Here is a 23,471-nt window from a genome sequence, read left to right as displayed (position 1 = left end):
GCCTCAAAATCATCCAACTATATGACTGTACGTACCTTTACGTCTTTTCTTTTATTGACCCTCTTTTGTTCTACTTCAGCTCTCGCTCAGGATACACTAAGTATCGACCTGAATACCTTTCTGCAAAAGGCTAAACAGAATTCCGGACAAATAAAGTATGAGCGCCAAAACGTTGCTTTGGCAGAGAATAGAATTGATCAGGCTAAGGCACAGAGATTCCTGCCCAATCTGAACTTTGACAGTCAGCATGGATTGGTGCCCGGGGTGGAAAGTGACAACCCGAATTTAGAGCCGGATGAATATTACTTAGACCCTAATTTGAGAAACGATTGGTCTAACTGGGCCATTTATACCCGATTTCAGATCAGTGTTGCCCAGCCGGTTTTTACATGGGGAGCCATTGGCAAGGCTGTAGAAGCGGCTAAACTTGCCGCCGAAGCTGCAGAATATGGTTTCGATGCCAAGCAATCCGAATTTGAATTGCGGCTCTTTGATCTCTATTACAGTTATGTGCTGGCACTGGAGATCGAGCGGTTGTTGGAAGAGGCTCAGGACAAGATAAACCAGGTGGAGCGTCAGATCAACAAAATGAAGGAAGAGGGCAGTTCCGAACTGGATGAATCCGAAGTATTTAAGTTTGAGATCTATAAATCAGAGTTTGAGATCCAAAAAACAGAAGTGTACGAAAATATGCGCTTTGTGAAAGAGACCTGGAACTACGCTTTAAGAAACGAGGAAGGTGTGATCTATGAACCTTCTATACAGTTTCTTGATCCCATTTCTTCTGAGATCGAGTCGATAGATTTTTACCAAAACGCAGCCTTCAATAACCGGCCTGAACTGAAAGCGCTCCAAAAAGGAAAAGAAGCCACTGAAACGTATATTTCTTCTCTGAAAAGACAAAATCTACCCGGCTTGTTTTTGGGTGGATATGTAAATTTTGCGAATACCCCGAATCGCCCCAGGCAATCTAATCCCTTTATTCAAAATTCTACCAACCTCTTTACCGGCGGCTTTGGTTTCACGATTCGTCAGAAGCTCAACTTCTTCAGTATTAAAGCTGACTTAGAACGTAGTAAAATTGAGTTGAAAAGAGCTGAACTTGCTAAAGAAGCAGCTCAGGATGGGGTGCTTTTAGAAGTGAACAATCAATACCAAGAGGCAGCCGTTGCCAATGTGAAAGTGAAACAAACGGATGAAGCTTTGGTGACGTCTAAAAAATGGCTTCGACAGGAACAATTGGATTATGATTTTGGTATGGGGGAAGTAAAAGATCTTATTGATGCCATGAGAAAAGAGTTAGAACTGAAGCTTCAGTTAAAGCAGCGAATATTTGAATTGAATTCTTCGTTAGCAGAGTTGAATAAAGCTTCCGGCATCCCAATAGATATGCTAATCACAAATTGATAACATCATGAAAAATCGATTTACAGGTATTTTATTTATTTTTGTAATGTTTTTTATGGGTTCACTTCACGCCCAGCAAAGCAGTGAAGACATCAAATCTTTATTGTTGGAACGTGACCAGCAGATCAAGGAATTGGTGGGGCCGGAAGGCACCAGCTATACCGATCAACAACGGGATAAGATGAAAGAGATCATAAATGGAGTCATAGATTTTGAGGCCATGTCGAAAGAAGCGCTGGCAACTACTTATGACACTATTTCTACCGATAAACGGGATGAATTCGTAGACTTGTTTTCTACTATTGTCCGCGACCAGTCGCTCAACAACCTTGATATTTACCGGGCTGAAGTCACGTATCGTGATATCACGGTGGAAGGGGATCAGGCACGGGTTGAAACCTTGGCTACGTTAAAGAATGTACGAACTCCCGTTAACTACGAAATGCATTTCAAAAATGGTGAGTGGGTGATCACGGATATGGAAATTGATGATGTTTCTACCGCGGGCTCTTATAACCGTCAGTTTCAGCGAATTATTAATCAAAAAGGATTTGAGTCGCTCATGAACAGCCTGAGAAAACGAGCGGAAAGAGCATAGTCGCCAATTTCCAGAACTTCTCAATAATCAGATTGTGATCTGTTTACCTTTCAGGAAGTGAGTTGTTTGTAGGTTTTGCCCAGATAGCTTATCCCGGATAAACTTACAAAAACCAAAATGGAGACAGCAGCTAAGACTATTTGTTGCAGAATGCCTGAGGTGAGCCAGGGTATGAAAATGACTCCTGACACAAAGATCAAAAAAGCACCTAATCCTGCAAGGTGAGGTTTATACATTTCCCGGAAGTGCAATTTAGCATTAACGACCCATCGCGCTTCCATCAATTCCAGCGAATGTAAAGCTAAAGTTGCTATGGAAGAAGCAATAGCGGCTCCAATCAGGCCTAATGAAGGGATCAGAATTAGGTTCATCAGAATGTTGGCCACACTTACAAACAGGCTGTTCATAAGCGTAAGTTTAGAGTGTCCCGTCATGGCCACAATATTTCCTGCTAAACTGAATGAGCAATAGATATAGGGAATGGGGAGTAAGAAATACATGAAAGTGGAAGCTCCTCCAAATTCGGGATGAATAAGAGAGAGCAGGTCTTCTTTGAAGATCGCGATCAGTAAAAGTGTGGGGATGGTAAGGGAGGCTACCCAGCCTGCCGTCTTTGAGAAATTAAGCGATAACTCTTCGGATCTCCCATCTTTATGGTAGCGTACAATATAAGGGGCAAATGCCGTGGAAAAGACCGTTTTTATGGCCTTTACCTCGCGGACGATCATGGCTCCGGCTCCATAAAAACCAACGATCGCGGGACTAAACCCAAAAGCCGGTAACATCAATACATCAATGCCGGTTATAAATCGGGTCAGGGTCATATTTACGTTTTGGGGGAGCGCAAAATCCAATAGCTGTCTGTCTGTTTTAAAGGTTTTGAATGCGTAAAAGAGTTTTGACCAGCTTAATTCCCGGTTGTAGATCCAAACTGAAACCAGAAAGAGCACTATCTGCGCAGAAAGATAAGCAAGAGCGATTCCGGTTAAGTTAGGTTCAATAAACCAAAACAAGACGGAAAAGGTCAGCAGGGAAAGGGGACGAAGCCATCCATTACTAAAGGCATCGTATTTCATGATCTTAAGTCCCTGTGTGGCAGCAAGAACGATACGTTCAAATGCCATCAGGGGCAGTGCCAGCAGCATAAACTGAAAGATCACACTCAGCCCTTTATTGAAATCCTCCTGATAGATCAGTTCCAGGAATTCCTGTCCAAATGCAGATCCTAAAAAAAGGATCAACACGGCCACACTCATGCTCCAGGCAAAGGCATTACTTAACGAACTATATAAATGGTGATGATCCTTTTCATCATCCGAAAAGCGAGCTACAAAGATCAGTGCGCCATCTCTAAAACCGGCCGTAAGAAAAGCCAGGATTATTTCGATGGTAATGGATGCTGTAATGTAAATGCCAAATACATCCGGTCCGTAAAACCGGTTTATGACAATCAAAAAAGCCGGGATGGAGGCCTTTCCGATCACTCCAATGGAATTTACAAAAGCCCCTTTTTTTAGTGCGGAATCGATACTCATTGCTATCTATCCAAAATGCTTTCGTAAAGAGATTCCAGGGTTTTTACCTGTTTATGGAGATCATATTCCTGCTCCATCTTAATTCGACCAAGCTTACCGAGGTTAGTTCTTAAAGATGGATCTTTTATAAGCCGGATCATGCGGTCAACCAATGCCGGGACATTCCTCTCAGGTACCAAAAAGCCGGTTTTGTGATCGTCAATGATCTCATGGATACCGCCGTGCCAGGTGCCAATAACCGGTAATCCGGTTGCGGAGGCTTCTTTAACAACAATCAAACCACTTTCGCGGTCATAGTTGGCAGGAACAATACTGGGGGCAAGCGATACATCCGACTTCTTTAACTCTTGGGCAACTTCTTCAGGAGATAATATTCCTTTGAAGAAAACATGATCATCAAGGTTTTTGCGCGTCGTAAAATCCCGAAGTTTAGCTTCCAAACTCCCGGAACCTATAAAAGAGAGGGAGGCATTATATCCCTGATCCAAAACCTGGCGCAGTGCCTTAAGTGCGTACACGTGTCCTTTTTTTTCGGTGAATCGACCCACCATTACAAATTTCACCGGTTCATCATGTTGCCGGCATTCCGAATAAGAAAATCGATCCAGATCGACGCCCAGCCGATACATTTGAATCTTTTCTTTGTCGGCACCCAACTCAATCAAAAGAGCTCTCAGATCTTCGCTGGCGGCTAAAAGTAAGTCCGCATGTTCGAAGATCCTGGAGGCTTTCAGGTTATACCTCCAGCGGGTGTAATGGTATTTCTTGATGCCTAAAAGGTCAGATACGTCATAACCGTGAAAGGTGACCACAAAAGGGAGATTGTATTTTCTTACGTAAGGCAACGCGTAAACAGCCCCGGTACCAAAATGAGCATGCACCAAATCGAAATTACCTTTCTTAAGGGTTCTGTCAAAAGCTGGCCAGTATGCCAGGTTCTCATACAGAAACTCAAAGCTTCTCGGAGGTTTGTGAAAATGGGCATAAGGAAACAGGTCTTCGTTCCTTCGGTCTTTGCAAAACACTTCTATGTGATAGTGATCGGAGTGCGCCTTTATCTCATCATAAATAAAGGTCTGTGAATAGGGGAGAAAAGATGTAGAAAATAAAGCAATTTTGCGCCGTTGGGGCATTCTTCACAGTTTTATTGAATTTAAATGGAGGGTAGAATATAGAAAAAAAATACCCGATCGCATCAAGAACAGAAAATTATACTTTGTACCTGAAATGGCGTATTTTCGGCACCGATAAAATGCACATCAACTACTACATTCGGTTCAGCACATAATGAAGGTCTTATTCTATGCATCAACATTTGGGGCAGACTTACTTGCCTTTGCTTTATATCTAAATAAAAAGCCGAATGTGACTGCAAAAGTACTTTTATCAGATCCCGGGCAATTTCAGAATGAAGGTGTTGCACATCTTTTTCCTCTTAAAGCAGAACTTATAAAGAAGACGATCAGGAACTATTTCTTTAAACCAAGTGGGTTCAAACCGGATATCACGATCATGGATAACAAGGTTCCGCTGAGAGCTCCTTCGCCTTATGGAATGATGCTGTGGCACGGATTCGGCTGGAAAGGGCCTAACGACATCAAGGAATTCAGTTGGTTGCATAAATCCATTACGGCTGCGTGGGGTACCGCTATGCAGCCAAATGATTTTTTCAGATGGCAGTGCTTTGGGCCATGGGATTTTAAACATCGCACCGAAGTAAGTGGCTTTCATCCCGATAACTGCCGGGTTTTGGGAGCTGCTTCGCACGACCTGCTCCGTAATCCTCTTCCCAAAGAAGACATGCAGCCTTATTATCCGTTTGATGTGGTGAATAAGAAAACCGTTTTGATTGCCCCAACATGGCACTACGGTGAAGTATTTTCACATTGGGGAAGTGATGCCGATATTTTTGAAAAATTACTTCAGCGCATAGATAAACATGATGCAAATGTTATTCTTCGGCTTCACGATTCATTCCGGTTCGACAAAAAGTATATCCGTTTTACCGAAGAATTGGCGGAAAGACATCCCAATACCATGTTGAAATTCAAGGATAAAAATCCGGATAATTTGCTGGATATGATGGTTTCGGATGCGCTGATCACCAACTACAGCAGTATCGCGAATTTATATTATGCAACCGGCCGCCCAACCATCCATGTTTACCCGGTCAAAAATGAAGACGAAGATTTTCTTTGGAGAAAGCAAACCGCGATCGGCACCCTTAAAACCACCATCGATTCTGTGAAATACATCTGGAAATTGCCACCTGAAGAACATGGAGGCATGATGGCTAAGAATTTTGATGCCCTTATCAATCAGGTAGACCGGGCTTTGGAAGATCCGGATTGCTGCAAGGAGCAAGCACAACAGTTTTTAGATGAATATATGTTGGGTGCGGATGGTAAAAATTGCGACCGCATTTGGAATAGCATCAACGAGCTGGTAAACCAGAAACTGTAATACATACATATACGAAAGGATATTTTGAAGATCGACATTACCCATAACGACCTCCAGCAAACGAAGGATCATATATTCTTTATTGTGGGTACGAGTCGCTCAGGTTCTACGCTCTTTCAAAGTATGCTCAGTAGTCACAGTAAAGTCGTTGTTCCCCCGGAAACGCATTATTTTCATTCAAAAGCGGTGGTAGATCAAGCTTTTGAAAGAGCTCAGGACAAAGAGCAGTTTTGCAGAGGTTTGATAGATTTTTGGTATGCCCACAAAACACGCATGCGGGATCTTGGCCTTGATAAACAAGAAGTACTGCAGCATGCAGAAAATCTTAAGCTTTGGTCTCCCATTCAGCTGTACATCCTGCATTTAACGATGTATCGCAAAGAACGGGGTAAGGAGATTTTAGGGGAGAAAACCCCGTTGCATATCTTGCATATTGATGAAATCATGGATGCTTTTCCGAAGGCTCGCATCATTTCCATGTTTCGTGATCCCCGGGCGGCTTCCTATTCTGAGATCAAGGCCTATTTTGGTTCGCCCTCGGTGCTTGTAACCACAGGACGATGGAAGCGATACGTCAACATTCACTTTGAAAGGGCAGAGAGCCTGCCTCGCGATTCATATATGATGATGAGGTATTGGGAGCTGATCCAAAACACTGAGGAGAAGCTCAGAGAGGTCTCAGAGCTATTGGATATAGCGTATGAACCTCAGATGCTTGAATATTACAAACGGGATGAGAAAGGCTTTGCAAAAGGGGAAACAGAATGGAAAAAGGGAACGTTGAAGCCTCTTCAAAAAGACAAGAATAAAGAATGGCGGGAAGGACTTGAAAACTGGCAGGTAGCCTTGATTGAAAACCGGGCAGGCCATTTTCTGACAAAGATGGGCTATGAACAATCCACTGAACCTTTACCTTTTCTTAAAAAGTGGTTTTTTGCCGGCGTCGATATGATGCGTTCTCTTTGGTCAACGGTCACAAATTCCAGAGATGAGGGATATCATGAGCCTCAGGATTTTGTAAAAGCGTATAATGGCTGATCATCCCCGCAAAGCTTTGATGGTTTTACGTTCTGTGAGCCAGATCACCGTTGCTGCCAAGGCAAGAAGAAGTACTGAAGCAAGGGTGATACCCGGAATAGTAGCTTCCCCAAAAAAGTAATTGGCTCCATATCTGAACAAAATGGCTACCCCGGTAAGCGGCACCAAAACATACAGGGCTGAAAAGCTTTTAAACCCAAAATACCAGGGATTTGTCTCGGTCACTTTTGCCCCAAAATAGAAGATGACCATAGAGATTACGGGGTATAAGGTTAGCCAAACCATTGCTACAGCCATCATGCTGATCTGAGAGGCGATGAGAAAGCCAGCAGGCAGTAAAATGGCATTTGCCAGGGCAAAATAGAACACAAAACGTGCTTCTCCCTTTGCGTTGATGAGTTTGGGAAGAAGGGTGATAAGGCATTGAACGATTCCCACGATCACAAATATCCGCATGTAGGGAACAGCATCCAGCCATTTTTCGTAGCCGACCAGCGGTAAAAACCAGTCAATGTAGGTACCCACGATGATCATAACGGTTCCCACCAACAACATACTGGCTTTACTCATGGTGAAAAAGTAATTTCGAAGCCGTTCAGCCTGATCCTGAAGTTTTGAAAATGCAGGATAAGCTACCCGGTTGATGACACTGGAAAGTTCCTGAACGGTATCGAAAACCAGACGGTAAGCGAACGAATAGATGCCTACCAATTCAAGGGAAAAGAACTTACCGATGACCAGGTAATCCGCATTGATATACAGTTTTTGAAAGGTATTGGATCCGGCGGTATAAAGTCCAAAACTGAGCAAATGTTTTACTTTTTGGTAACTAAACTGAAAACGTGGGAAGTAAGGTTTAAAGAACATGCTCAGGATCATTTGTCCCAATTTATGTGCAAGTTCAGCCAGTACAATAGCCCAGGCACCCCAGCCGGTATAAGCGAGGTAGATCATCAAACCTGCTGATGCAGCTAGAGAGACATTATCAATGATCGCGATTTCCTTGAAGGCCAGTTCCCGGGTCAATAGCTTGCTTGAGATCATGTAAAAACTGAATGCTACAATACCGATCATATACACACGGATCATAGGAGAGAGTACCTCCGTATCATAAAAATCAGCAACAAAAGGAGCTCCGGCATACAGCACTATATAAACCGTGACGGAGATCATGAAACTGACCCAAAACAGAGAATCAATTTGAATACGCCCGATTTTCTTCTCTTGTATGATGGCGGCCCCAAGGCCCAGTTCGGTCAAGGCTTTTGCTGTATTGAAGAATGCAATGGCAAGAGCTGCGATCCCAAATTCGGATTCAGATATGATCTTGAGCGTATAAAACAAGGCCCCGGCATTCAGCAGTCTCGCGGCTACGGAACTTACTCCGCTATATAAAACCGAGGATGCCACTTTTCGGGCAAAAGAAGGTTCACTCATAAAACAAAAAATCCATCGGTTTTTGACTTGGGTGTGTGAAAAAACGGCGGTGCAAATATAGGGGGAACTCACACAGAATTGAAACCCCGGTTCTCAACACGTTATCATAAGGTGAAATAATCATCAATTAAATGCTAACATCACAAAGACAAGTTCTTTATCTTTGCCCACGCTAATTACTTCATAAAAATGCTTAGAATGTCACAAACTACAAAAAATGATGCTCCCGACGGTAAACTTTTAGTTTTAACACCGGGGATGGGAGCTGTTGCTACCACCTTTATTGCCGGCGTTGAGTCTATCCGTAAAGGGTATACCAAGCCGATCGGCTCTTTGACCCAAATGCAAACGATCCGACTTGGAGCACGCTCAGAAAACAGAAATCCGCTGATCAAAGACTTTCTGCCACTGGCAAGTTTAGAAGATCTCACTTTTGGCGGATGGGATGTGAAACCTGATAATGTGTATGATGCTTGCGTACATGCACAGGTACTGAAGCCACAGGATATTGATCCTATTGCTGACTTTTTGAAAGAAATTGAACCTATGTCGGCAGCTTTTGAGCAGAAGTATGTAAAAAAACTGGATGGCCCGAATGTTAAAAAATTCGAGACCAAGAAAGATCTTGCTGATCAGTTGCGGGAAGATATCCGCAATAAAATGAAAGAAACCGGAGCATCCCGGGCCGTAATGGTTTGGTGTGGTTCCACAGAAGTTTATCAGTCACCTTCGGCTTGTCACATGTCTATAGAAGCATTTGAGAAAGGCCTGGAAGAGAATGATGAAGCTATTTCACCCTCCCAGCTGTATGCCTATGCTGCTATCATGGAAGGTGTGCCTTATGCTAATGGTGCTCCAAACCTTTCAGCTGACAATCCGGCTCTTACAGAGCTTGCAGAACAGAAAGGGGTACCTATTGCCGGGAAGGATTTCAAGACCGGGCAAACCCTCATGAAAACGATCCTTGCTCCGGGTTTTAAAACCCGAATGCTGGGTATTCAGGGATGGTTCTCAACCAACATCTTAGGAAATCGTGACGGTGAAGTTCTGGACGATCCGGAAAGTTTCAAATCCAAAGAAGTCACTAAATCCGGAGTGCTTGATACCATTTTACAGCCGGATACTTACAAAGACTTATATAAAGACCTCTATCATAAAGTACGGATCAACTATTATCCGCCCCGTGGAGATGAAAAAGAAGGCTGGGATAACATCGATATCTTTGGCTGGATGGGATATCCTATGCAGATCAAGGTAGATTTCTTATGCCGTGACTCTATTCTTGCTGCACCCATTGTATTAGACCTTGCCTTGTTCCTTGACCTGGCTCAACGTAAAGGCAAAGCCGGTATACAGGAATGGCTGAGCTTTTACTTCAAAAGCCCTCAGGTTGAAGATGGCCACGTGCAGGAGCATGACATCTTTATTCAGCACTTCCGCCTGAAGAATACATTGCGTGTAATGGGCGGAGAGCAACCGGTAACACACCTGTCTGAAAACTACGACTCGTACAAGTAATCCGGTTTATGACAAAAAAAACAGGAAAACGAACGGGAGTCATCCTGGCTGCAGGTTTTGGCTCCCGCCTCGCAGGTGTTGACGACGATACCCGTCTGAAACCCCTGACAAGCGTTAACGGAATTCCACTGATCTACCGGACCATCCAAAGTCTGGAGACCGCCGGATGTTCAAAAGTCGTTATTGTGCTGGGCTTTGGATTCGAGGAGATCAAAAAAGACATCCTTGGTTCTTACGAAGGGCAGACTCCCATTGTTTTTGCCCATAATGAGCAGTATAAATTAAGTAACGGCATTTCGGTACTTACAGCTGAGTCGCATGTAGAAGGTGATTTTATCCTGACCATGGCTGATCACATACTTTCAGACAAAATGATGAGGCTTGCCAAAGACCACATACCTCCGAAAGAAGGAGCCACCCTGTTGGTGGATTACAAAGTGGATGAGATCTTTGACATGGACGATGCCACCAAGGTGTACTCCGAAGCCGGCAAGATCAAATCCATCGGTAAAACCATCACAAACTATAATTGTATCGATACCGGTGTTTTTGTTTGCACCCATACGCTTATGAATGAGATCAGAAAAGTATATGACAGGAAGGGGGATGCATCACTCTCTGATGGCATTCAGGCTTTAGCTGATCGCGGAAATATGCATACTTTAGATATCGGGGAGGCTTTTTGGCAGGATGTGGACACTCCGGAAATGCTCCAGCACGCTGAAAAAATGCTTCAGCAGGAATAAATAAATTCTGTTGTAAATCTCCGGGATCTTTTAGGTTATTTTGGAGCGAGGTAATAGAAATATCCCGAAGCTGAGTCATTGATGGAAACTCTGCCATTCATTTCCAACAGTTCTCCTCCAACTACCTGTTTTGCCAAAAACCGCTTGATTCCCCCAAGTTCATTCAGCAGGGAATAGGTATTCAGGTGTTCCGTCACTGTTATATTCAGTTGTTCCATTTGAAATGGCTTCACCCTGATCCTCGTATCCAGTTCCCGTGGAGAGGAGCCATGAGCGATCTGCTCGATCTCGGAAGGGGTAAGCAGGTAAACATGTCCGTTGTGGAACCGGACCCCATACCCAATCGGGGTTTGCAGGTTAGATTTTTTCAGAGTGAGAAAATGAAAATAGAAGCCTTTGTTCTCATCTCCTGATTTAACCCGGTAACTTCGCTCAATAATTTCATTACTTAGATTATTCTGATAAATGTGATCCATATAACCGGTACCTGATACTTCAGTGGTATCTCCATTCAGGGCCACAAAACCTTTTACTTTGGCATGGGGAATCAACAGGTATAAGCCGATCTCATTGGACCCAAAGGAATATTTTCCGTCACCCAGCACTTTACCCGGAACGATGTCGTAATAGGTAAGGTCAACATCATACAAGATTCCGTCTTTTTGGGTGCGATAGCGCACACGATGACTGTCCTCAAATTTACCTTTGGCCCAAAGTGTACGTTCCGGATGCAGTTCAAGGAAATTACTGTCCGGCTCATTGGTAAAGGTTTCAAGGTGATATTCTTTGTTGACCACATAACTGGATCCATCTTCCATGTTCACCATCAGCTTGCCCCCGGTGACCCTTCCCTTGAAAGAAGATCCAAAATCGTTGATGGAGAAATTGATGATCACCTGCATTCCGTTGTCAAGATCCACATGATAGGTCCATAACTCATTAAAGTATTTGGAGGACAGGTTCTTTTCTTTAAAATCGGCCGGCTGAAGGTCGCGATACATGCCGGAAGGAAAAGTAAGGTGCTGTCCTAAGCCGGAAAGGGGTACAAATAATAAGACAATAAAAAGGAGAAGAGGGGTTTTATGCATTTGGGACAGAGACCGGATTGGGCTTAAATAAAATTGAATATCGTGGTTATGGATTTCACCTCACATAACACGATTGAATGATAATTGTTGCTCTATGAACGTTAAATTTCAAAAAGTTAATGGTATGAATTTACAGAAGCATTTAATAGAGACTTTCGATGTAATATTTAATACAAAATAGCGTATTTTTATGGTCTTTAATTCCCAAATTCCGTGAGTTAGTGTAAAATATTTGATTTGTTTAATACACAATAAACTTAACCACTTTTGAACAGACTATGAGGGTTATTCTGCACTTCACAGGAGGAATTATCAGCGCCCATTTTCGCTTTTACAATCTGAACATCTACAGTAAAAATAGTTTTTAAGCAGCTTTTTAATGAAAAACGTCCTTGAGTTTTTTAAGCCCATCCTAAAATTCAATTATTCTCATCCGTATTGGGTTGTCAGCATTGGTCTTTTGGTGGCAGTTTTTGGAGCCTATTATGCACTTCAGCTTAAAGTGGATACCGACATTGCAAGTTTGTTGCCGAAAGATAATCCCAATGTGGTAGCACTTGAAAAACTAAGCGAAACCGTTGGCGGCGAGACCGAAATGGAGGTGGTGATCAGTTCCCCAAGCTTTGAAGCAAATAAAAAGTTTGCTGAAGATCTGATCGAGAGATCCTTAGACCTTTATTATCCCCGTTTTGAGGATACATTCTTTAAAAGAGCTGAATTTCGAAAAGAAACAGAGATCGTTCAAAACAACGCCCTGTACCTTGCCAGCAACAACGAGCTGGATGAAGTGAAGAAGTGGCTGCAGGATGAGATCCAGCAAGCCAAGGAAGAGGCAAACCCCTTTTATTTCGATCTTGGCGAAGAGGAGGAAGAAGAGGAAGCTTCAGCTGAGGATTTTGAGGAAAGCTACAATATGCTGGTTCCCAGTGAGTATCCTGTAAACGAGGACAGCACCATCATGGTCGTTAAGTTCTTTCCTACCGGTTCCAAAAGCGATATCAAATACCTGGAGGATATGTTTGCAGCCTATGATGAAATGCTGGCTTCCATGAATCCAACAAGTTACCACCCGGAGATGGAAGTTCGTTTTGGCGGCCGGTTGCAGCGGCATCTTGAGGAATTTACCTCCATTATGAACGATGTCATGGGGAGCTTTGCCACCGGGATCAGCGGTGTGATCTTATTGGTGATGCTGTACTTCTTCTTTAAAAAATATCTGCACTACCGGCATGGCACCAGCGGCCGGGGCAGGTATTCCATTTGGTCACATATCATCCGGATGCCCGTTCCCGTTCTCATCATCGGGATACCGCTGCTGGCCAGTTTAACCTGGACTTTCGGTCTGACTTATTTTTACCTGGGGATCCTCAACACCATGACCTCTGTGCTCTTTGTGATCCTTTTTGGTCTCGGTATCGACTATGGTATTCACTTTTATGCGCGGTACATTGAATTACGCTCTGCCGGTTTGAGTGTGTATGATGCCATCCTGAAGACTAATGAAAAAACAGGAGAGGCCATCGTGGTTTCTGCTTTTACTACGGCAGCTGCCCTATATATCCTGATGTTTGCTGATTTCCGCGGATTCTCGGAATTCGGCTTTATAGCCGGAACCGGTATCCTGCTGGCACTTTTTGGGATGCTGTACTTACTGCCAGCTTTGCTGGTTATTTTCGATGAACGCCTTAACTGGATCCTGATCAGCGAGAATGAGGTTGAGGAATACACCGGCTATCACCGCTATCCCTTTGCCCGAACCATTATCACCGTAGGACTGGTTGCCTCGGTCATTGTGGTGGCTTTCAGCGGAAACCTGAGCTTTCAGTATAACTTCAGTGAGCTGGAACCCAAATTTCCGGAGTATGAAGAATTTCAGTCGTTTGCCGGACAGGTGGAGGACGGCAACAAAAGGAATCCCGCGTACATCATTGCTGAGACCAATGAACAGGTGGAGCAAATTGCCAACATCCTGAAAGAACGTGCCCGAACCGATACCGTATCGCCAACCATACAAAGTGTGGAGACGCTGCAGGAGCGATTTCCGAATACCGAGCAGGAAGAGCAGGCCAAACTTGACAGGATCGCTGAGATCCGGGAATTGCTTCAGGACCCATTTCTTGTAGATCAGGAAAGTGATGACCTGGATAAGCTGCGAAAAGCCTCACAGACTACTGAGCCGCTGAAACTGTCGGAGATCCCTGATTACCTGAAATCAAGGTTTGTGACCAAAGACGGGGAAGTGGGGCGGTTTGTGATCGTCTATCCGTCGGTAGGACTTTCGGACGGCCGTAAATCCATTGCTTTTAAAGATGATGTCCATGTTGTGGAACTGGAAAGTGGCGAAAAATTCTATGCTGCAAGTACATCGATCGTAGCCGCCTCTATGCTGGACCTGATGCGCACCGAAAGTCCGTATATGGTGGCCGCGACCTTCATATTCATTTATTTTTTCATGCTGTTTTCTTTCCGGTCCTTCCGGTGGTCGCTGATCGCCTTGCTACCGCTTTTGGTAGGACTTCTTTGGTTGTTCGGGATCATGATGATCTTCGGGCTGCAGTTCAACTTTTACAACCTGGTGGTACTTCCGGCCATTTTAGGAATAGGGGAAGACAGCGGGGTTCACCTGGCGCACCGCTACCGCGAAGAAGGCAAGCGAAGTATGTGGCAGGTACTTTCAAGTACCGGGCAGCACATCACCATGGGCTCGCTGACTACCATGCTCGGTTTTGCCGGATTGCTGTTTACCAATCACCCGGGTTTGCAATCCATTGGGATCATGGCCGTATTAGGTATTGGCATGACCTTATTGACGTCGATCACCTTTTTGCCGGCCCTTATACAGTGGCTGGAAGACAAAGACTGGATCCGGTTTTAACATCCGGAGCATGATACCGTCTATCAGTTAAGGAAGCCGTATTCAGGCTGGCTGTGGCTGTATCATCCCATCATTTTTTCGGTAAATAACCGACCAAGAGATTCGGAGGGTACGAACTGCGTTGAAGCTTCATTATTCTGCTCATTTTAAAGAGGAGTGATACCTGAATGTGAAAAGTCGGGGAGATGAAAAGAGCCAATGTTAACTATTTTTGAAAGTTCAAAAACCGATGCTTCGATCTGCGGGCATGCACCAGATATCGATCCCCTTGAAAGGTAAGCCTTTGTTTTTCTATCCGATTGATTTTTCATTCACAAAATAATTCTGCACATTCCGATGGACATTATCCGAACAGCTTAGGCGAACGATGGTTCGGATAACATCCCAAAAATCACATTATACGAACAAGAAGTGGCAGGAAAGCGTGTAAAGGCGGTTTCCGCTCGTTCGCCCTAACAATACCCTCGTTCGGATAATATTATGTTAGGTGTACCTGTTAATACACATCCATATGAAGAAAGCTTTTCTGATTATTGTTGCATTGGTCCTTGCTTCATTTTTATATGTAAATTTTATTACTAATGTTTATGCCCATTTTCAAGCTCAATCAATATGTGAATGGCTTAATGAGAAAAAGGAAGGAAAGCCAGCTGTCGGGCCCCAAGCATTTGAACATTTAACTTGGTTAAGAAAGAGTAGTGTTGGTGAATATGAATGCATGGTTGTTGAACCATATCAGGATTTTTACTCTGATAGAGTATCATCAATCTTAATTAGTGAGAATGATATTGATAAAATTTACCTGTCTTATGAATTAAGATATTTTTTACAACCCACATACTTTCATCATCAAACTAATTTTAAACATAAACATAGGTAAGTTACACCTAACAAGGCGTTTTAAATCGGACGCGGACGGGGTTCGATAGAAACTTGATTGCCAGGAATTAATTTCGCTACTTCAAATAAATCATAATCCCCGCGCCGTTTAAACGCCGGGTCGTTATGCCAAAACTAATTTAGATATGAAGAAGCCTATTCCCTTTTTATTGTGGATTCTTCAATTTATTGCAGTTCTAATAACTATACTGTGTACATATAGCCTATTTCTGTATGTTCATATACTTTTTGAATCATTCACTCTAACAGTTCTAGTAGGGGTTTTGACTTATTCAATTGTCATTATGTTAAGTGTATATCTCATTGTAGGTATATGGAAAAAATTGAATTCGACACGGCTATTTTCATTGGCATATTTATATGCTCTCTTATTAGTCTATACTATCATCAATGTGCTTCATTTTAGTTCCATCCCAATTGAAATTCAGTCTCAATATCGACTATTAAACATTATCATGGTCTCAATTTTAGGGTTAGCAATTTTAGTATTTACAATCCGCTTTCAGAGTTCGAAAAAAGTTAGAGCATATTTTGGCATAACAAGCGTTTCAAGCGGACTCGAACGCGGTTCGGGTCGTTAATTTTAAACTCCAGGCTCGCCGCTTAAACGCCGGGTCGTTATAGGGCTTCAATTTTCCACCATGAAAAAGGCAATTTGGATTACGATAGTTCTCGCCATTCTTTTCTTCTTTTATTATGGATCTTGGTTGATGGGTCCCGGGGCTTTTCCAAGAGCAGAATTCTATGAATTTGAAGTATCGGAAGATTCTCTGATTTCAATCATTAATAATGTCAAAAACGAAAATCCCAATTTCATTCTTCCTCAAAGTATTAAAATGCCTGATGGTGGTTATATGGAATTGAAAGATGGACGAAGTGACAGTACTTCACATTGGTATAAAATTTATTTCCATTACCCTGAAAAGGATCAAATTCTTCTTACTTGGACAAGAACTAATTTCAATGGAAAAACGACATTTGCCTTTGCTGGTATAAATTCATTTAAAAAAGAATGGAGATGGAAACCTCCAAATGAAAGTTTTTGGTGGTGGAAAAATCAACCTGATATTGATGAATTTGAACAACGAATTCTTAGTAAAATCAAAAATGAAATTACTACTGGTAATTAAGCTAAAACTTCCCGCCCTATAACAAGGCGTTTTAAGGGGACGCAGACGTAGCGTTGTTCAACCTTGTATCTGAGTAAATAATTTGGCTACTTCAATAAAAACCGAAAACTGCGCCCCTTAAACGCAGGGTCGTTAGTAGGCTTTTAAATCATATGTCAAAACTCATTGCCTTTACTTCTCTCCTACTCTTTCTCTTTCAGGGAGTAAAAGCACAAGATCATCTTGAACCAAGTACAAGTTTATTTGGGCTATATGATTTTGAATATGAATATGAGTCTCAAATTCGTGACACCCTTCTGAAAGGCCTTTCTGATTCTCCGGAGGTCCAAATAGTGATTACTCCATCATTCGGAAAAGAAATAGTTTTGCAACTTGAAAATGATCGCACCAATCAGGCCTTTAGATTAATTACTCAAACTGGGTCTCACAGCATTTGGTATAATAATTATGAGGACAATCCGAAGGAAATTAAGATCAAGAGAATAGAAAAAGAGTTGTCAGAGGAAGATTTTAAGTTAATCAAGGATCTATATAAGAGTGCTATTATGACTGTGAGATATCCTGATGAAAATATTATGGGGTTAGATGGTACTACTTACCAATTTGCTGTATCCGACTATGGAATAAAAACAGGTCAGACTTGGTCACCTAATGAGGAAAGTAGGATGGGAAGACTCGTAGATATAACTCATAAACTTATAGAGCTTTCTGAAAAACGTAGAAGATCAATGCAACTAAGCTCTGAGTTAATTTCAGAAATAAATAAACTAATAATTGAACTTCAATAAAATCAGCCTACTAACAAGCGTTTTAAATCGGACGCGGACGGGGTGCGATGGAAACTTGTTTGACAGGAATTAATTTTGCTACTTCAAAAGAAATCTTAATCCCCGCGCCGTTTAAACGCTGGGTCGTTAGCCGTACTATCATGAAAACCTACTCATCATTTATATTAGTGGTTCTTTTGCTACTTGTGGCTTGTGAAGTACCGTCTCACGAGTCTAAAGTTTACTTTTGGAGAGCAGTATACAATCCACTGGATTATGATGGGGAGTATCAAATTAAAACGGAAATTGATACCGTGCTGAAAGAATATTCAATCGATTCGAAGGTCGAAGAGTATAGAGCCCAACTTTATGTAGATGAAAAACACATTTCCCATTTAGTTGACAGCCTGAGGAGCGTTAACGCCTTTGCGGATACAACGAGTGTAAGTTTGGACTATCCTCTTTTCACAAAATTACCATTGGATGTTTCACTGACCCATTTTAGGGACGTATCTGACTCCTTGTTTGTACTTTCTACTCAGGTAACCACCCATTACTATCACACTGAGTATGGGTTAATCAAAGTTACCTTTCCCCATTCCGGTCATCCCGGCAAAGTATTTTCCTATGAGCTTAAGAAGATCATTTCAGGCCAAAATGGGAAAGTAGATACCTTAGAAGTTGATCCCATTATCCAGACTATCCGAAAAGTAAATCTTGAACGGATTAACCGAATGAATGAAAAAATGGGTTATGATGCCAAAGTCGAACAGTGGTATTGACGTACGGCTAACAAGGCGCTTCAAGCGGACAGGCCTCGCAATTCATTGCTATTAATTCACTTTTAGCTTATAAGTTCGTTACTTAATTACTCAATAATTATTTGCCTGCCGCTTAAGCGCCGGGCCGTTAGGTAACCTTTTAAGCTAAACTAATACAATTCATGAAAAAGGCTCTTCTTCCATTACTTGCGTTATTCTTTACAACTGCTGTTTTTGCTCAAGACTCTACTTCGATTACAAAGTCAGATGATTATGAATTGACTAAACTATTGAATGAATTAGTTGTACTTGAGAATTACAAAACTGACGATTTAAGCATTCGGATTTTTAAAGTAGGCAATGCATCAGGAAGTGCTGGATTTGCCAGTGGTGAAATCTCTCATTTATTGTATATAACAACTTCAGAATTTGATGAAGCTCCTGAGCAACATCTTTTCACAGTTGGGCCTTTTCTAAATCCTGAAATTGACACAATTTCTGAAACTAATTCAGGTGTGCAATTAAAAGTATTTTCTGGTAAATATGATGAAAGGTTTATAAAAACTTATATGGTTTCTCTTAGAAATATAGAAGAGCAAAAACCTTAGCGGGAAGGTTACCTAACAAGCGCATCAACTGGGACGCGGACGTGCCGTTGGTTTCCAAAGTTGCTTGTTTAAAAATATTCACCGTTTATTAACTCATAATCTCCGCGCCCGTTATGCGCTGGGTCGTTAGGGCGCGTCAGGCGCATCACTTTCTGTCAAAATATGTGGGCTTCCAGCCGGTGGTAATTTTTTGGTCAGGTAGCAGGTTCGGGTCGTTGGTGTGGGTTGCCTCTTCTAAAGTTTTCCCAAGAGTCGGGGCGCCACGTGTTCGGTTCTAAATTTTTTGGCTTTAAGGCTGTGGCGCTTAGCTTTTTCGGCCATCCTTCGCGGGCTCTTTCCCGTGCGCCTGTCGCTTAGTTCCGGCATTTTTGGCTTGCAGGGCAGCGGTGGTTTTGTTCGTTTCGTGGCTAGTTTGGCTGTCTCGCCCTAACAATGCGTTTCAAAGCGGACGCGGACGAAGTTCGGTCAAACTTGTTTCTAAGGAATTAATTTCGCTACTTCAACTAAATCATAATCCCCGCGCCGTTTAAACGCTGGGTCGTTAGCCGTATTCCATAAATCTTAGCTTTTATGAATAAAAAAGAGAAAAAAATTATTCCATGTAAGCATTGTGGTGAACCTGCGGTAAGCGAATTTACCATGTTCTGTAAGCGGTGTTATGAAGTAAGATCAAAAGTTGATCAGTTAATGAAAAGTAATCCAGATGCAGCTTTGGATTTATTATTGGAAAAACTTGCCAAAATCACTGAGTTCAGAATTCGTAAACGAGATTATGAACACATAAAGAAACTTGACTACAAGCCCCTGAAATTTCCTGACCCAATTTCCAAAGCCCCAGCTGAGCTTAATGTAACAACTGCAAGTTTTTATACTATTCATCAGATAACCAGACATTCTGTATCTGGAGCTTATCACATTAAACTTTTAGAGGATATTGAGTTTCACAACCTAAAGAGAATGAGTGGTAGCTTACTTTGTAAAGGTTATTTTGATGACACTAAAAACGTTTATGAAACAGATCATGAGATTACGTGCAAGAAATGTTTAAGAATGGCTAAAAGCTTAGAAAGGAGAAAAATTTCTTTGAAGTATTTGTCAAAATCTGAAGCAAAAGAATTCACAGAAAAAGTAAACAAACAAATTTATGGGTATTAAAATACGGCTAACAAGGCGTTTTAAATCGGACGCGGACGGGGTTCGATGAAACTTGATTGCCAGGAATTAATTTTGCTACTTCAAAAGAAATCATAATCCCCGCGCCGTTTAAACGCCGGGTCGTTAGGTGCATACTAATGAAGAAATTGTCAAACCTTTTATCATCTTCTTTCTTCAGAGTAATCATTTGCTTCTTAGTACATGTGCTTTCATGGTACCCTTGGATAATCCTCTTAATGCATATAGAAGTCTTTGATGATAAAGGGTTTCTCGTAGTCATTGCTGCTCCAGGTGCCTTGCCAATAGCATTAGCATTAATTACGGTGACCGATATACTATTAAAAAGAATCAAATATCTTCGTGAAAGAACTGATATTTTCTTCGGAATTGAACTTACAATAAGCCTACTCTTATTCTATCCTGTTTTAGGTCTTGGATATAGAGCCTTAGGTATAATCGCTCCAATATTAGAATGGTAATAGCACCTAACAAAGCGTTTTAAATCGGACGCGGACGGGGTTCGATAGAACTTGATTGCCAGGAATTAATTTCGCTACTTCAACTAAATCATAATCCCCGCGCCGTTTAAACGCTGGGTCGTTATGTGCCCGGCCAGGCTTTCAGGTTTTGTGTGTTGATCGGAGCTTTTTTGCGGTTCGTGGCATTTAATTTCGTCCGGTGCGTTGTTTGTGGTTTGCCACTAAGAAGTCCCGAATCTGCGCCCGTGGTTTTGGTAAATGTTTCGCTGAAAAAGTCGTTAGAATTGGTTTTGAATTTCGGGAGCGCTCGGGGCTTTGTTCAACACTCCTATTCCACACTTCCAGCCAGCCTGTCCAGGAAACAAAGGGCATTTTTAATTTGCAGTAATGGGTTGCTTTTTCCACATTTAGCGGTGGTTCAAACGCAGTCAGTTTTCACATAACAAGGCGTTTTAAATCGGACGCGGACGGAGTTCGGTGGAAACTTGATTGCCAGGAATTAATTTTGCTACTTCAACTAAATTATAATCCCCGCGCCGTTTAAACGCTGGGTCGTTATGTTCAACTACAGTTATGAAGTTCGATAAAACACTAGAAGAGTTGATTGCTTTACTTTTAAAATCGGGTGAAAATCACTGGGTAAAATATTTCACTGAAGTTCTTGAATTGTATAATTCAGGTTAGAAAAATAAAGCATATAAAAAAGTACTTGGAGCATTTGGAGGAATGAGAAGCTTCAATGATATCGGCTTAAATTTTATTACAAATGAAGAGGTTGATCGTGTTTTAGAGATCAAAAAGTGGCTTTATAACTATAGCAAATCTCATTAAAAAGCAGATTGTGTTTTTAGAGTTAAACATAACAAGCGTTTTAAATCGGACGCGGACAGGGTTCGATGGAAACTTGATTGCCAAGAATTAATTTCGCTATTTCAAAAGAAAATCATAATCCCCGCGCCGTTTAAACGCTGGGCCGTTAGCCGTACTACCATGAAGACCTACTCATCATTCATATTTGTGGTTCTTTTGCTACTTGTAGCTTGTAACGGACCGTCTCAAGAGTCTAAAATTTACTTTTGGAGAGCAGTATACAATCCACTGGATTATGATGGGGAGTATCAAATTAAAACGGAAATCGATACCGTACTGAAAGAATATTCAATCGATTCGAAGGTCGAAGAGTATAGAGCCCAACTTTATGTAGATGAAAAACACATTTCCCATTTAATTGACAGCTTAAGGAGCGTTAACGCCTTTGCGGATACAACGAGTGTAAGTTTGGACTATCCTCTTTTCACAAAATTACCATTGGATATTTCACTGACCCATTTTAGGGACGTATCTGACTCCTTGTTTGTGCTTTCTACTCAGGTAACCACCCATTACTATCACACTGAGTATGGGTTAATCAAAGTTACATTTCCCCATTCCGGTCATCCCGGCAAAGTATTTTCCTATGAGCTTAAGAAGGTTATTTCAGGCCAAAATGGAAAAGTAGATACCATAGAAGTTGATCCCATTATCCAGACTATCCGTAAAGTAAATCTGGAACGGATTAACCGAATGAATGAAAATATGGGTTATGATGCCAAAGTCGAACAGTGGTATTGACGTACGGCTAACAAGGCGCTTCAAGCGGACAGGTCTCGCAATTAAGTGCTGGTAATTAGCATTTAGCTCAGAAGTTTGTTACCTAATTAATCAACAATCATTTACCTGCCGCTTAAGCGCCGGGTCGTTATGCAGATCATTTAGTCATGAGATTTTTCGCCTATATCTTTTCAATGTTTTTGATCTATGGGTGTTCCAGTACCCGCCATCAAAATATGACTGCGTTAAAAGCTGATGAATCCTTACCCTGCTTTTCTCTTCCAAAAGGAAATACTTTTGAACTTAATGGTGAGCCATTTCAAGTAGATTCAGTTACCAACTTAGTTTTCAATTTTCACCAAAACAATACAACTGGCTATATTCGACTTTCTTATTCCGAAGAAGCGTCATATAACAAGTTCATGACAGTTATTGATAGAGCAAAGCAAGGGTATGAAGATTGGCGGGATCAAAAAGTACTTGAAGTGTACAAACAATCATATTTGGAACTTACTGATGAGGAAAAGGATAAAGTCCAACAACAATTTCCATATCGCATGAAGGTAGATTCGTTAAATTGTGATGCAAAATGGTAGCAAAAAATCTGCATAACAAGGCGTTTCAAGTCGGACGCAGGTAGGGTTCGCTGGAAAGCTTGTGGGCAATAAAATAAATCAGTTACTTCAACAAAAAACGAGACCCTGCGCCGCTTAAACGCCGGGTCGTTAGTGTGCTTAAGAAATGAAAGAAACTATACTACCAATTCTGATCATTCTTTTTTTAGCTCTTTCATCTTGTAAAAAGTCTGAAACTGTGCCGAAAGGTGTACTTACAAATTCTCAAATTCACTATGATTTAGTTGGAACTCATAATTATCCAAGAATTCACTTTTTTGGCCGAATTGAAAACTTCTCAAAAGATTCTATCAAAGTTATTTTGGAGAACAGGTCACAAGTCTCAAGCCGTTTGAATCAGTTTTTATGGTTTTTGGAAGATGATACATTACAGTTGATATCGTATAGCTTTGATAACATAGGAGAACAAAAAGTTTCAATACCTCCAGATAGTACTTTTAGATTCGTGCTGAGAACAGGTGACTTGGCTTTCTGGGATGAAGACAAAATGGAGCTATCTGACAGTACTTATTACAAGAATATGTTGATAAATAACTCAACAAAGGGTGAGATCTACTTTGTTACCCAAACAGGAGAAAGAATTCTAATGGGAAGAAAAGAGCCATTTCAAATCATTGAAGGATATTAAACAATGGAACCAGCACACTAACACCATTAAAAAGGACTTTGTCAAGTAGATAGTTTTTTCCCATATGCTGTAGTGCATTTATTTAAAAACAACAGGTTATTATTCATTGTTGG

The 23,471-nt window shown here is 41.7% G+C and carries 21 protein-coding genes; 17 read left to right on the top strand and 4 right to left on the bottom strand.

The window, feature by feature from the left end; all coding sequences use genetic code 11:
- Positions 1 to 21: 21 nt before the first annotated feature.
- Entirely contained in the window at positions 22 to 1,407 is a 1,386-nt protein-coding gene (locus tag B151_RS0103715; RefSeq protein ID WP_020402258.1) for a TolC family protein, read from the top strand.
- Between the two features lie 7 nt (positions 1,408 to 1,414).
- Positions 1,415 to 2,005, top strand: coding sequence for an MlaC/ttg2D family ABC transporter substrate-binding protein (locus B151_RS0103710; RefSeq protein ID WP_020402257.1), 591 nt, complete (start codon positions 1,415 to 1,417; stop codon positions 2,003 to 2,005).
- A gap of 50 nt (positions 2,006 to 2,055) precedes the next feature.
- Here the strand turns inward: B151_RS0103710 and B151_RS0103705 are convergent, their stop codons facing one another.
- Positions 2,056 to 3,540: an oligosaccharide flippase family protein gene (locus tag B151_RS0103705; RefSeq protein ID WP_020402256.1), complete on the bottom strand. Its 1,485-nt coding sequence runs from the start codon at positions 3,538 to 3,540 to the stop codon at positions 2,056 to 2,058.
- A gap of 2 nt (positions 3,541 to 3,542) precedes the next feature.
- The gene (locus tag B151_RS0103700; RefSeq protein ID WP_020402255.1) at positions 3,543 to 4,673 is read right to left on the bottom strand and encodes a glycosyltransferase; all 1,131 of its coding nucleotides are present in this window, start codon (positions 4,671 to 4,673) and stop codon (positions 3,543 to 3,545) included.
- Between the two features lie 154 nt (positions 4,674 to 4,827).
- Here B151_RS0103700 and B151_RS0103695 point away from each other — a divergent pair, with 154 nt between their 5' ends.
- Positions 4,828 to 6,003 carry a CDP-glycerol glycerophosphotransferase family protein gene (locus B151_RS0103695; protein WP_020402254.1) on the top strand — a complete coding sequence of 392 codons (1,176 nt, stop codon included), beginning with the start codon at positions 4,828 to 4,830 and terminating at the stop codon, positions 6,001 to 6,003.
- Between the two features lie 24 nt (positions 6,004 to 6,027).
- A complete protein-coding gene (locus B151_RS0103690; protein ID WP_026166450.1) occupies positions 6,028 to 7,041 on the top strand; it encodes a sulfotransferase family protein in 1,014 nt (337 codons plus the stop codon).
- On the opposite strand, the gene B151_RS0103685 is transcribed toward B151_RS0103690, so the two are convergent.
- Complete coding sequence (locus B151_RS0103685; RefSeq protein ID WP_020402252.1) at positions 7,042 to 8,478, bottom strand: lipopolysaccharide biosynthesis protein; 1,437 nt, start codon at positions 8,476 to 8,478, stop codon at positions 7,042 to 7,044.
- A gap of 198 nt (positions 8,479 to 8,676) precedes the next feature.
- Here B151_RS0103685 and B151_RS0103680 point away from each other — a divergent pair, with 198 nt between their 5' ends.
- Together B151_RS0103680 and B151_RS0103675 are read left to right on the top strand one after the other, a co-directional pair.
- Positions 8,677 to 9,996, top strand: a complete 1,320-nt coding sequence (locus tag B151_RS0103680) for an inositol-3-phosphate synthase (protein ID WP_020402251.1) — start codon at positions 8,677 to 8,679, stop codon at positions 9,994 to 9,996.
- Between the two features lie 8 nt (positions 9,997 to 10,004).
- The gene (locus B151_RS0103675) at positions 10,005 to 10,742 is read left to right on the top strand and encodes a phosphocholine cytidylyltransferase family protein (protein ID WP_020402250.1); all 738 of its coding nucleotides are present in this window, start codon (positions 10,005 to 10,007) and stop codon (positions 10,740 to 10,742) included.
- Between the two features lie 35 nt (positions 10,743 to 10,777).
- Here B151_RS0103675 and B151_RS0103670 read toward each other — a convergent pair whose 3' ends face one another.
- On the bottom strand, positions 10,778 to 11,830 hold the full coding sequence (locus B151_RS0103670; protein WP_020402249.1) for a hypothetical protein: 1,053 nt from the start codon (positions 11,828 to 11,830) through the stop codon (positions 10,778 to 10,780).
- A gap of 379 nt (positions 11,831 to 12,209) precedes the next feature.
- Here B151_RS0103670 and B151_RS0103665 point away from each other — a divergent pair, with 379 nt between their 5' ends.
- The 11 genes from B151_RS0103665 (at position 12,210) to B151_RS0103605 (ending at position 23,358) form a co-directional block, all read left to right on the top strand.
- Positions 12,210 to 14,705, top strand: a complete 2,496-nt coding sequence (locus B151_RS0103665) for an efflux RND transporter permease subunit (protein ID WP_020402248.1) — start codon at positions 12,210 to 12,212, stop codon at positions 14,703 to 14,705.
- Positions 14,706 to 15,216: 511 nt separating this feature from the next.
- On the top strand, positions 15,217 to 15,585 hold the full coding sequence (locus B151_RS0103660; protein ID WP_020402247.1) for a hypothetical protein: 369 nt from the start codon (positions 15,217 to 15,219) through the stop codon (positions 15,583 to 15,585).
- Between the two features lie 661 nt (positions 15,586 to 16,246).
- The gene (locus B151_RS0103650) at positions 16,247 to 16,735 is read left to right on the top strand and encodes a hypothetical protein (protein WP_020402245.1); all 489 of its coding nucleotides are present in this window, start codon (positions 16,247 to 16,249) and stop codon (positions 16,733 to 16,735) included.
- A gap of 152 nt (positions 16,736 to 16,887) precedes the next feature.
- A complete protein-coding gene (locus B151_RS0103645; RefSeq protein ID WP_020402244.1) occupies positions 16,888 to 17,523 on the top strand; it encodes a hypothetical protein in 636 nt (211 codons plus the stop codon).
- A 140-nt stretch (positions 17,524 to 17,663) separates the two neighbouring features.
- Complete coding sequence (locus B151_RS0103640) at positions 17,664 to 18,284, top strand: hypothetical protein (RefSeq protein ID WP_157470684.1); 621 nt, start codon at positions 17,664 to 17,666, stop codon at positions 18,282 to 18,284.
- Between the two features lie 161 nt (positions 18,285 to 18,445).
- Complete coding sequence (locus B151_RS17890) at positions 18,446 to 18,871, top strand: hypothetical protein (protein WP_020402242.1); 426 nt, start codon at positions 18,446 to 18,448, stop codon at positions 18,869 to 18,871.
- A gap of 570 nt (positions 18,872 to 19,441) precedes the next feature.
- Positions 19,442 to 20,026, top strand: coding sequence for a hypothetical protein (locus B151_RS17885; RefSeq protein WP_020402241.1), 585 nt, complete (start codon positions 19,442 to 19,444; stop codon positions 20,024 to 20,026).
- 236 nt (positions 20,027 to 20,262) lie between these two features.
- Positions 20,263 to 20,505 carry a hypothetical protein gene (locus B151_RS17880; protein WP_020402240.1) on the top strand — a complete coding sequence of 81 codons (243 nt, stop codon included), beginning with the start codon at positions 20,263 to 20,265 and terminating at the stop codon, positions 20,503 to 20,505.
- A 990-nt stretch (positions 20,506 to 21,495) separates the two neighbouring features.
- Positions 21,496 to 22,116 (top strand): hypothetical protein, encoded by a 621-nt coding sequence (locus B151_RS0103615; RefSeq protein ID WP_020402237.1) that lies wholly within the window; start codon positions 21,496 to 21,498, stop codon positions 22,114 to 22,116.
- Positions 22,117 to 22,331: 215 nt separating this feature from the next.
- The gene (locus B151_RS0103610; protein ID WP_020402236.1) at positions 22,332 to 22,691 is read left to right on the top strand and encodes a hypothetical protein; all 360 of its coding nucleotides are present in this window, start codon (positions 22,332 to 22,334) and stop codon (positions 22,689 to 22,691) included.
- 145 nt (positions 22,692 to 22,836) lie between these two features.
- On the top strand, positions 22,837 to 23,358 hold the full coding sequence (locus B151_RS0103605) for a hypothetical protein (RefSeq protein ID WP_020402235.1): 522 nt from the start codon (positions 22,837 to 22,839) through the stop codon (positions 23,356 to 23,358).
- Positions 23,359 to 23,471 lie beyond the last annotated feature (113 nt).

Source organism: Gracilimonas tropica DSM 19535 (assembly GCF_000375425.1).
Taxonomy (GTDB): domain Bacteria; phylum Bacteroidota; class Rhodothermia; order Balneolales; family Balneolaceae; genus Gracilimonas; species Gracilimonas tropica.
Note: the sequence above shows the minus strand (reverse complement) of the source record. Positions and strands in the feature narration are given on the sequence as shown.

Bases quoted from the DNA above. Each gene is read 5' to 3' on its own strand.
- B151_RS0103715 (WP_020402258.1), top strand. From the start codon at position 22: ATGACTGTACGTACCTTTACGTCTTTTCTTTTATTGACCCTCTTTTGT.
- B151_RS0103710 (WP_020402257.1), top strand. From the start codon at position 1,415: ATGAAAAATCGATTTACAGGTATTTTATTTATTTTTGTAATGTTTTTT.
- B151_RS0103680 (WP_020402251.1), top strand. From the start codon at position 8,677: ATGTCACAAACTACAAAAAATGATGCTCCCGACGGTAAACTTTTAGTT.
- B151_RS0103640 (WP_157470684.1), top strand. From the start codon at position 17,664: ATGAAAACCTACTCATCATTTATATTAGTGGTTCTTTTGCTACTTGTG.
- B151_RS0103610 (WP_020402236.1), top strand. From the start codon at position 22,332: ATGACTGCGTTAAAAGCTGATGAATCCTTACCCTGCTTTTCTCTTCCA.
- B151_RS17880 (WP_020402240.1), top strand. From the start codon at position 20,263: ATGCATATAGAAGTCTTTGATGATAAAGGGTTTCTCGTAGTCATTGCT.
- B151_RS0103675 (WP_020402250.1), top strand. From the start codon at position 10,005: ATGACAAAAAAAACAGGAAAACGAACGGGAGTCATCCTGGCTGCAGGT.
- B151_RS0103700 (WP_020402255.1), bottom strand. From the start codon at position 4,673: ATGCCCCAACGGCGCAAAATTGCTTTATTTTCTACATCTTTTCTCCCC.
- B151_RS0103705 (WP_020402256.1), bottom strand. From the start codon at position 3,540: ATGAGTATCGATTCCGCACTAAAAAAAGGGGCTTTTGTAAATTCCATT.
- B151_RS0103605 (WP_020402235.1), top strand. From the start codon at position 22,837: ATGAAAGAAACTATACTACCAATTCTGATCATTCTTTTTTTAGCTCTT.
- B151_RS0103665 (WP_020402248.1), top strand. From the start codon at position 12,210: ATGAAAAACGTCCTTGAGTTTTTTAAGCCCATCCTAAAATTCAATTAT.
- B151_RS0103645 (WP_020402244.1), top strand. From the start codon at position 16,888: ATGTCAAAACTCATTGCCTTTACTTCTCTCCTACTCTTTCTCTTTCAG.
- B151_RS17890 (WP_020402242.1), top strand. From the start codon at position 18,446: ATGAAAAAGGCTCTTCTTCCATTACTTGCGTTATTCTTTACAACTGCT.
- B151_RS0103685 (WP_020402252.1), bottom strand. From the start codon at position 8,478: ATGAGTGAACCTTCTTTTGCCCGAAAAGTGGCATCCTCGGTTTTATAT.
- B151_RS0103670 (WP_020402249.1), bottom strand. From the start codon at position 11,830: ATGCATAAAACCCCTCTTCTCCTTTTTATTGTCTTATTATTTGTACCC.
- B151_RS17885 (WP_020402241.1), top strand. From the start codon at position 19,442: ATGAATAAAAAAGAGAAAAAAATTATTCCATGTAAGCATTGTGGTGAA.
- B151_RS0103660 (WP_020402247.1), top strand. From the start codon at position 15,217: ATGAAGAAAGCTTTTCTGATTATTGTTGCATTGGTCCTTGCTTCATTT.
- B151_RS0103695 (WP_020402254.1), top strand. From the start codon at position 4,828: ATGAAGGTCTTATTCTATGCATCAACATTTGGGGCAGACTTACTTGCC.
- B151_RS0103615 (WP_020402237.1), top strand. From the start codon at position 21,496: ATGAAGACCTACTCATCATTCATATTTGTGGTTCTTTTGCTACTTGTA.
- B151_RS0103650 (WP_020402245.1), top strand. From the start codon at position 16,247: ATGAAAAAGGCAATTTGGATTACGATAGTTCTCGCCATTCTTTTCTTC.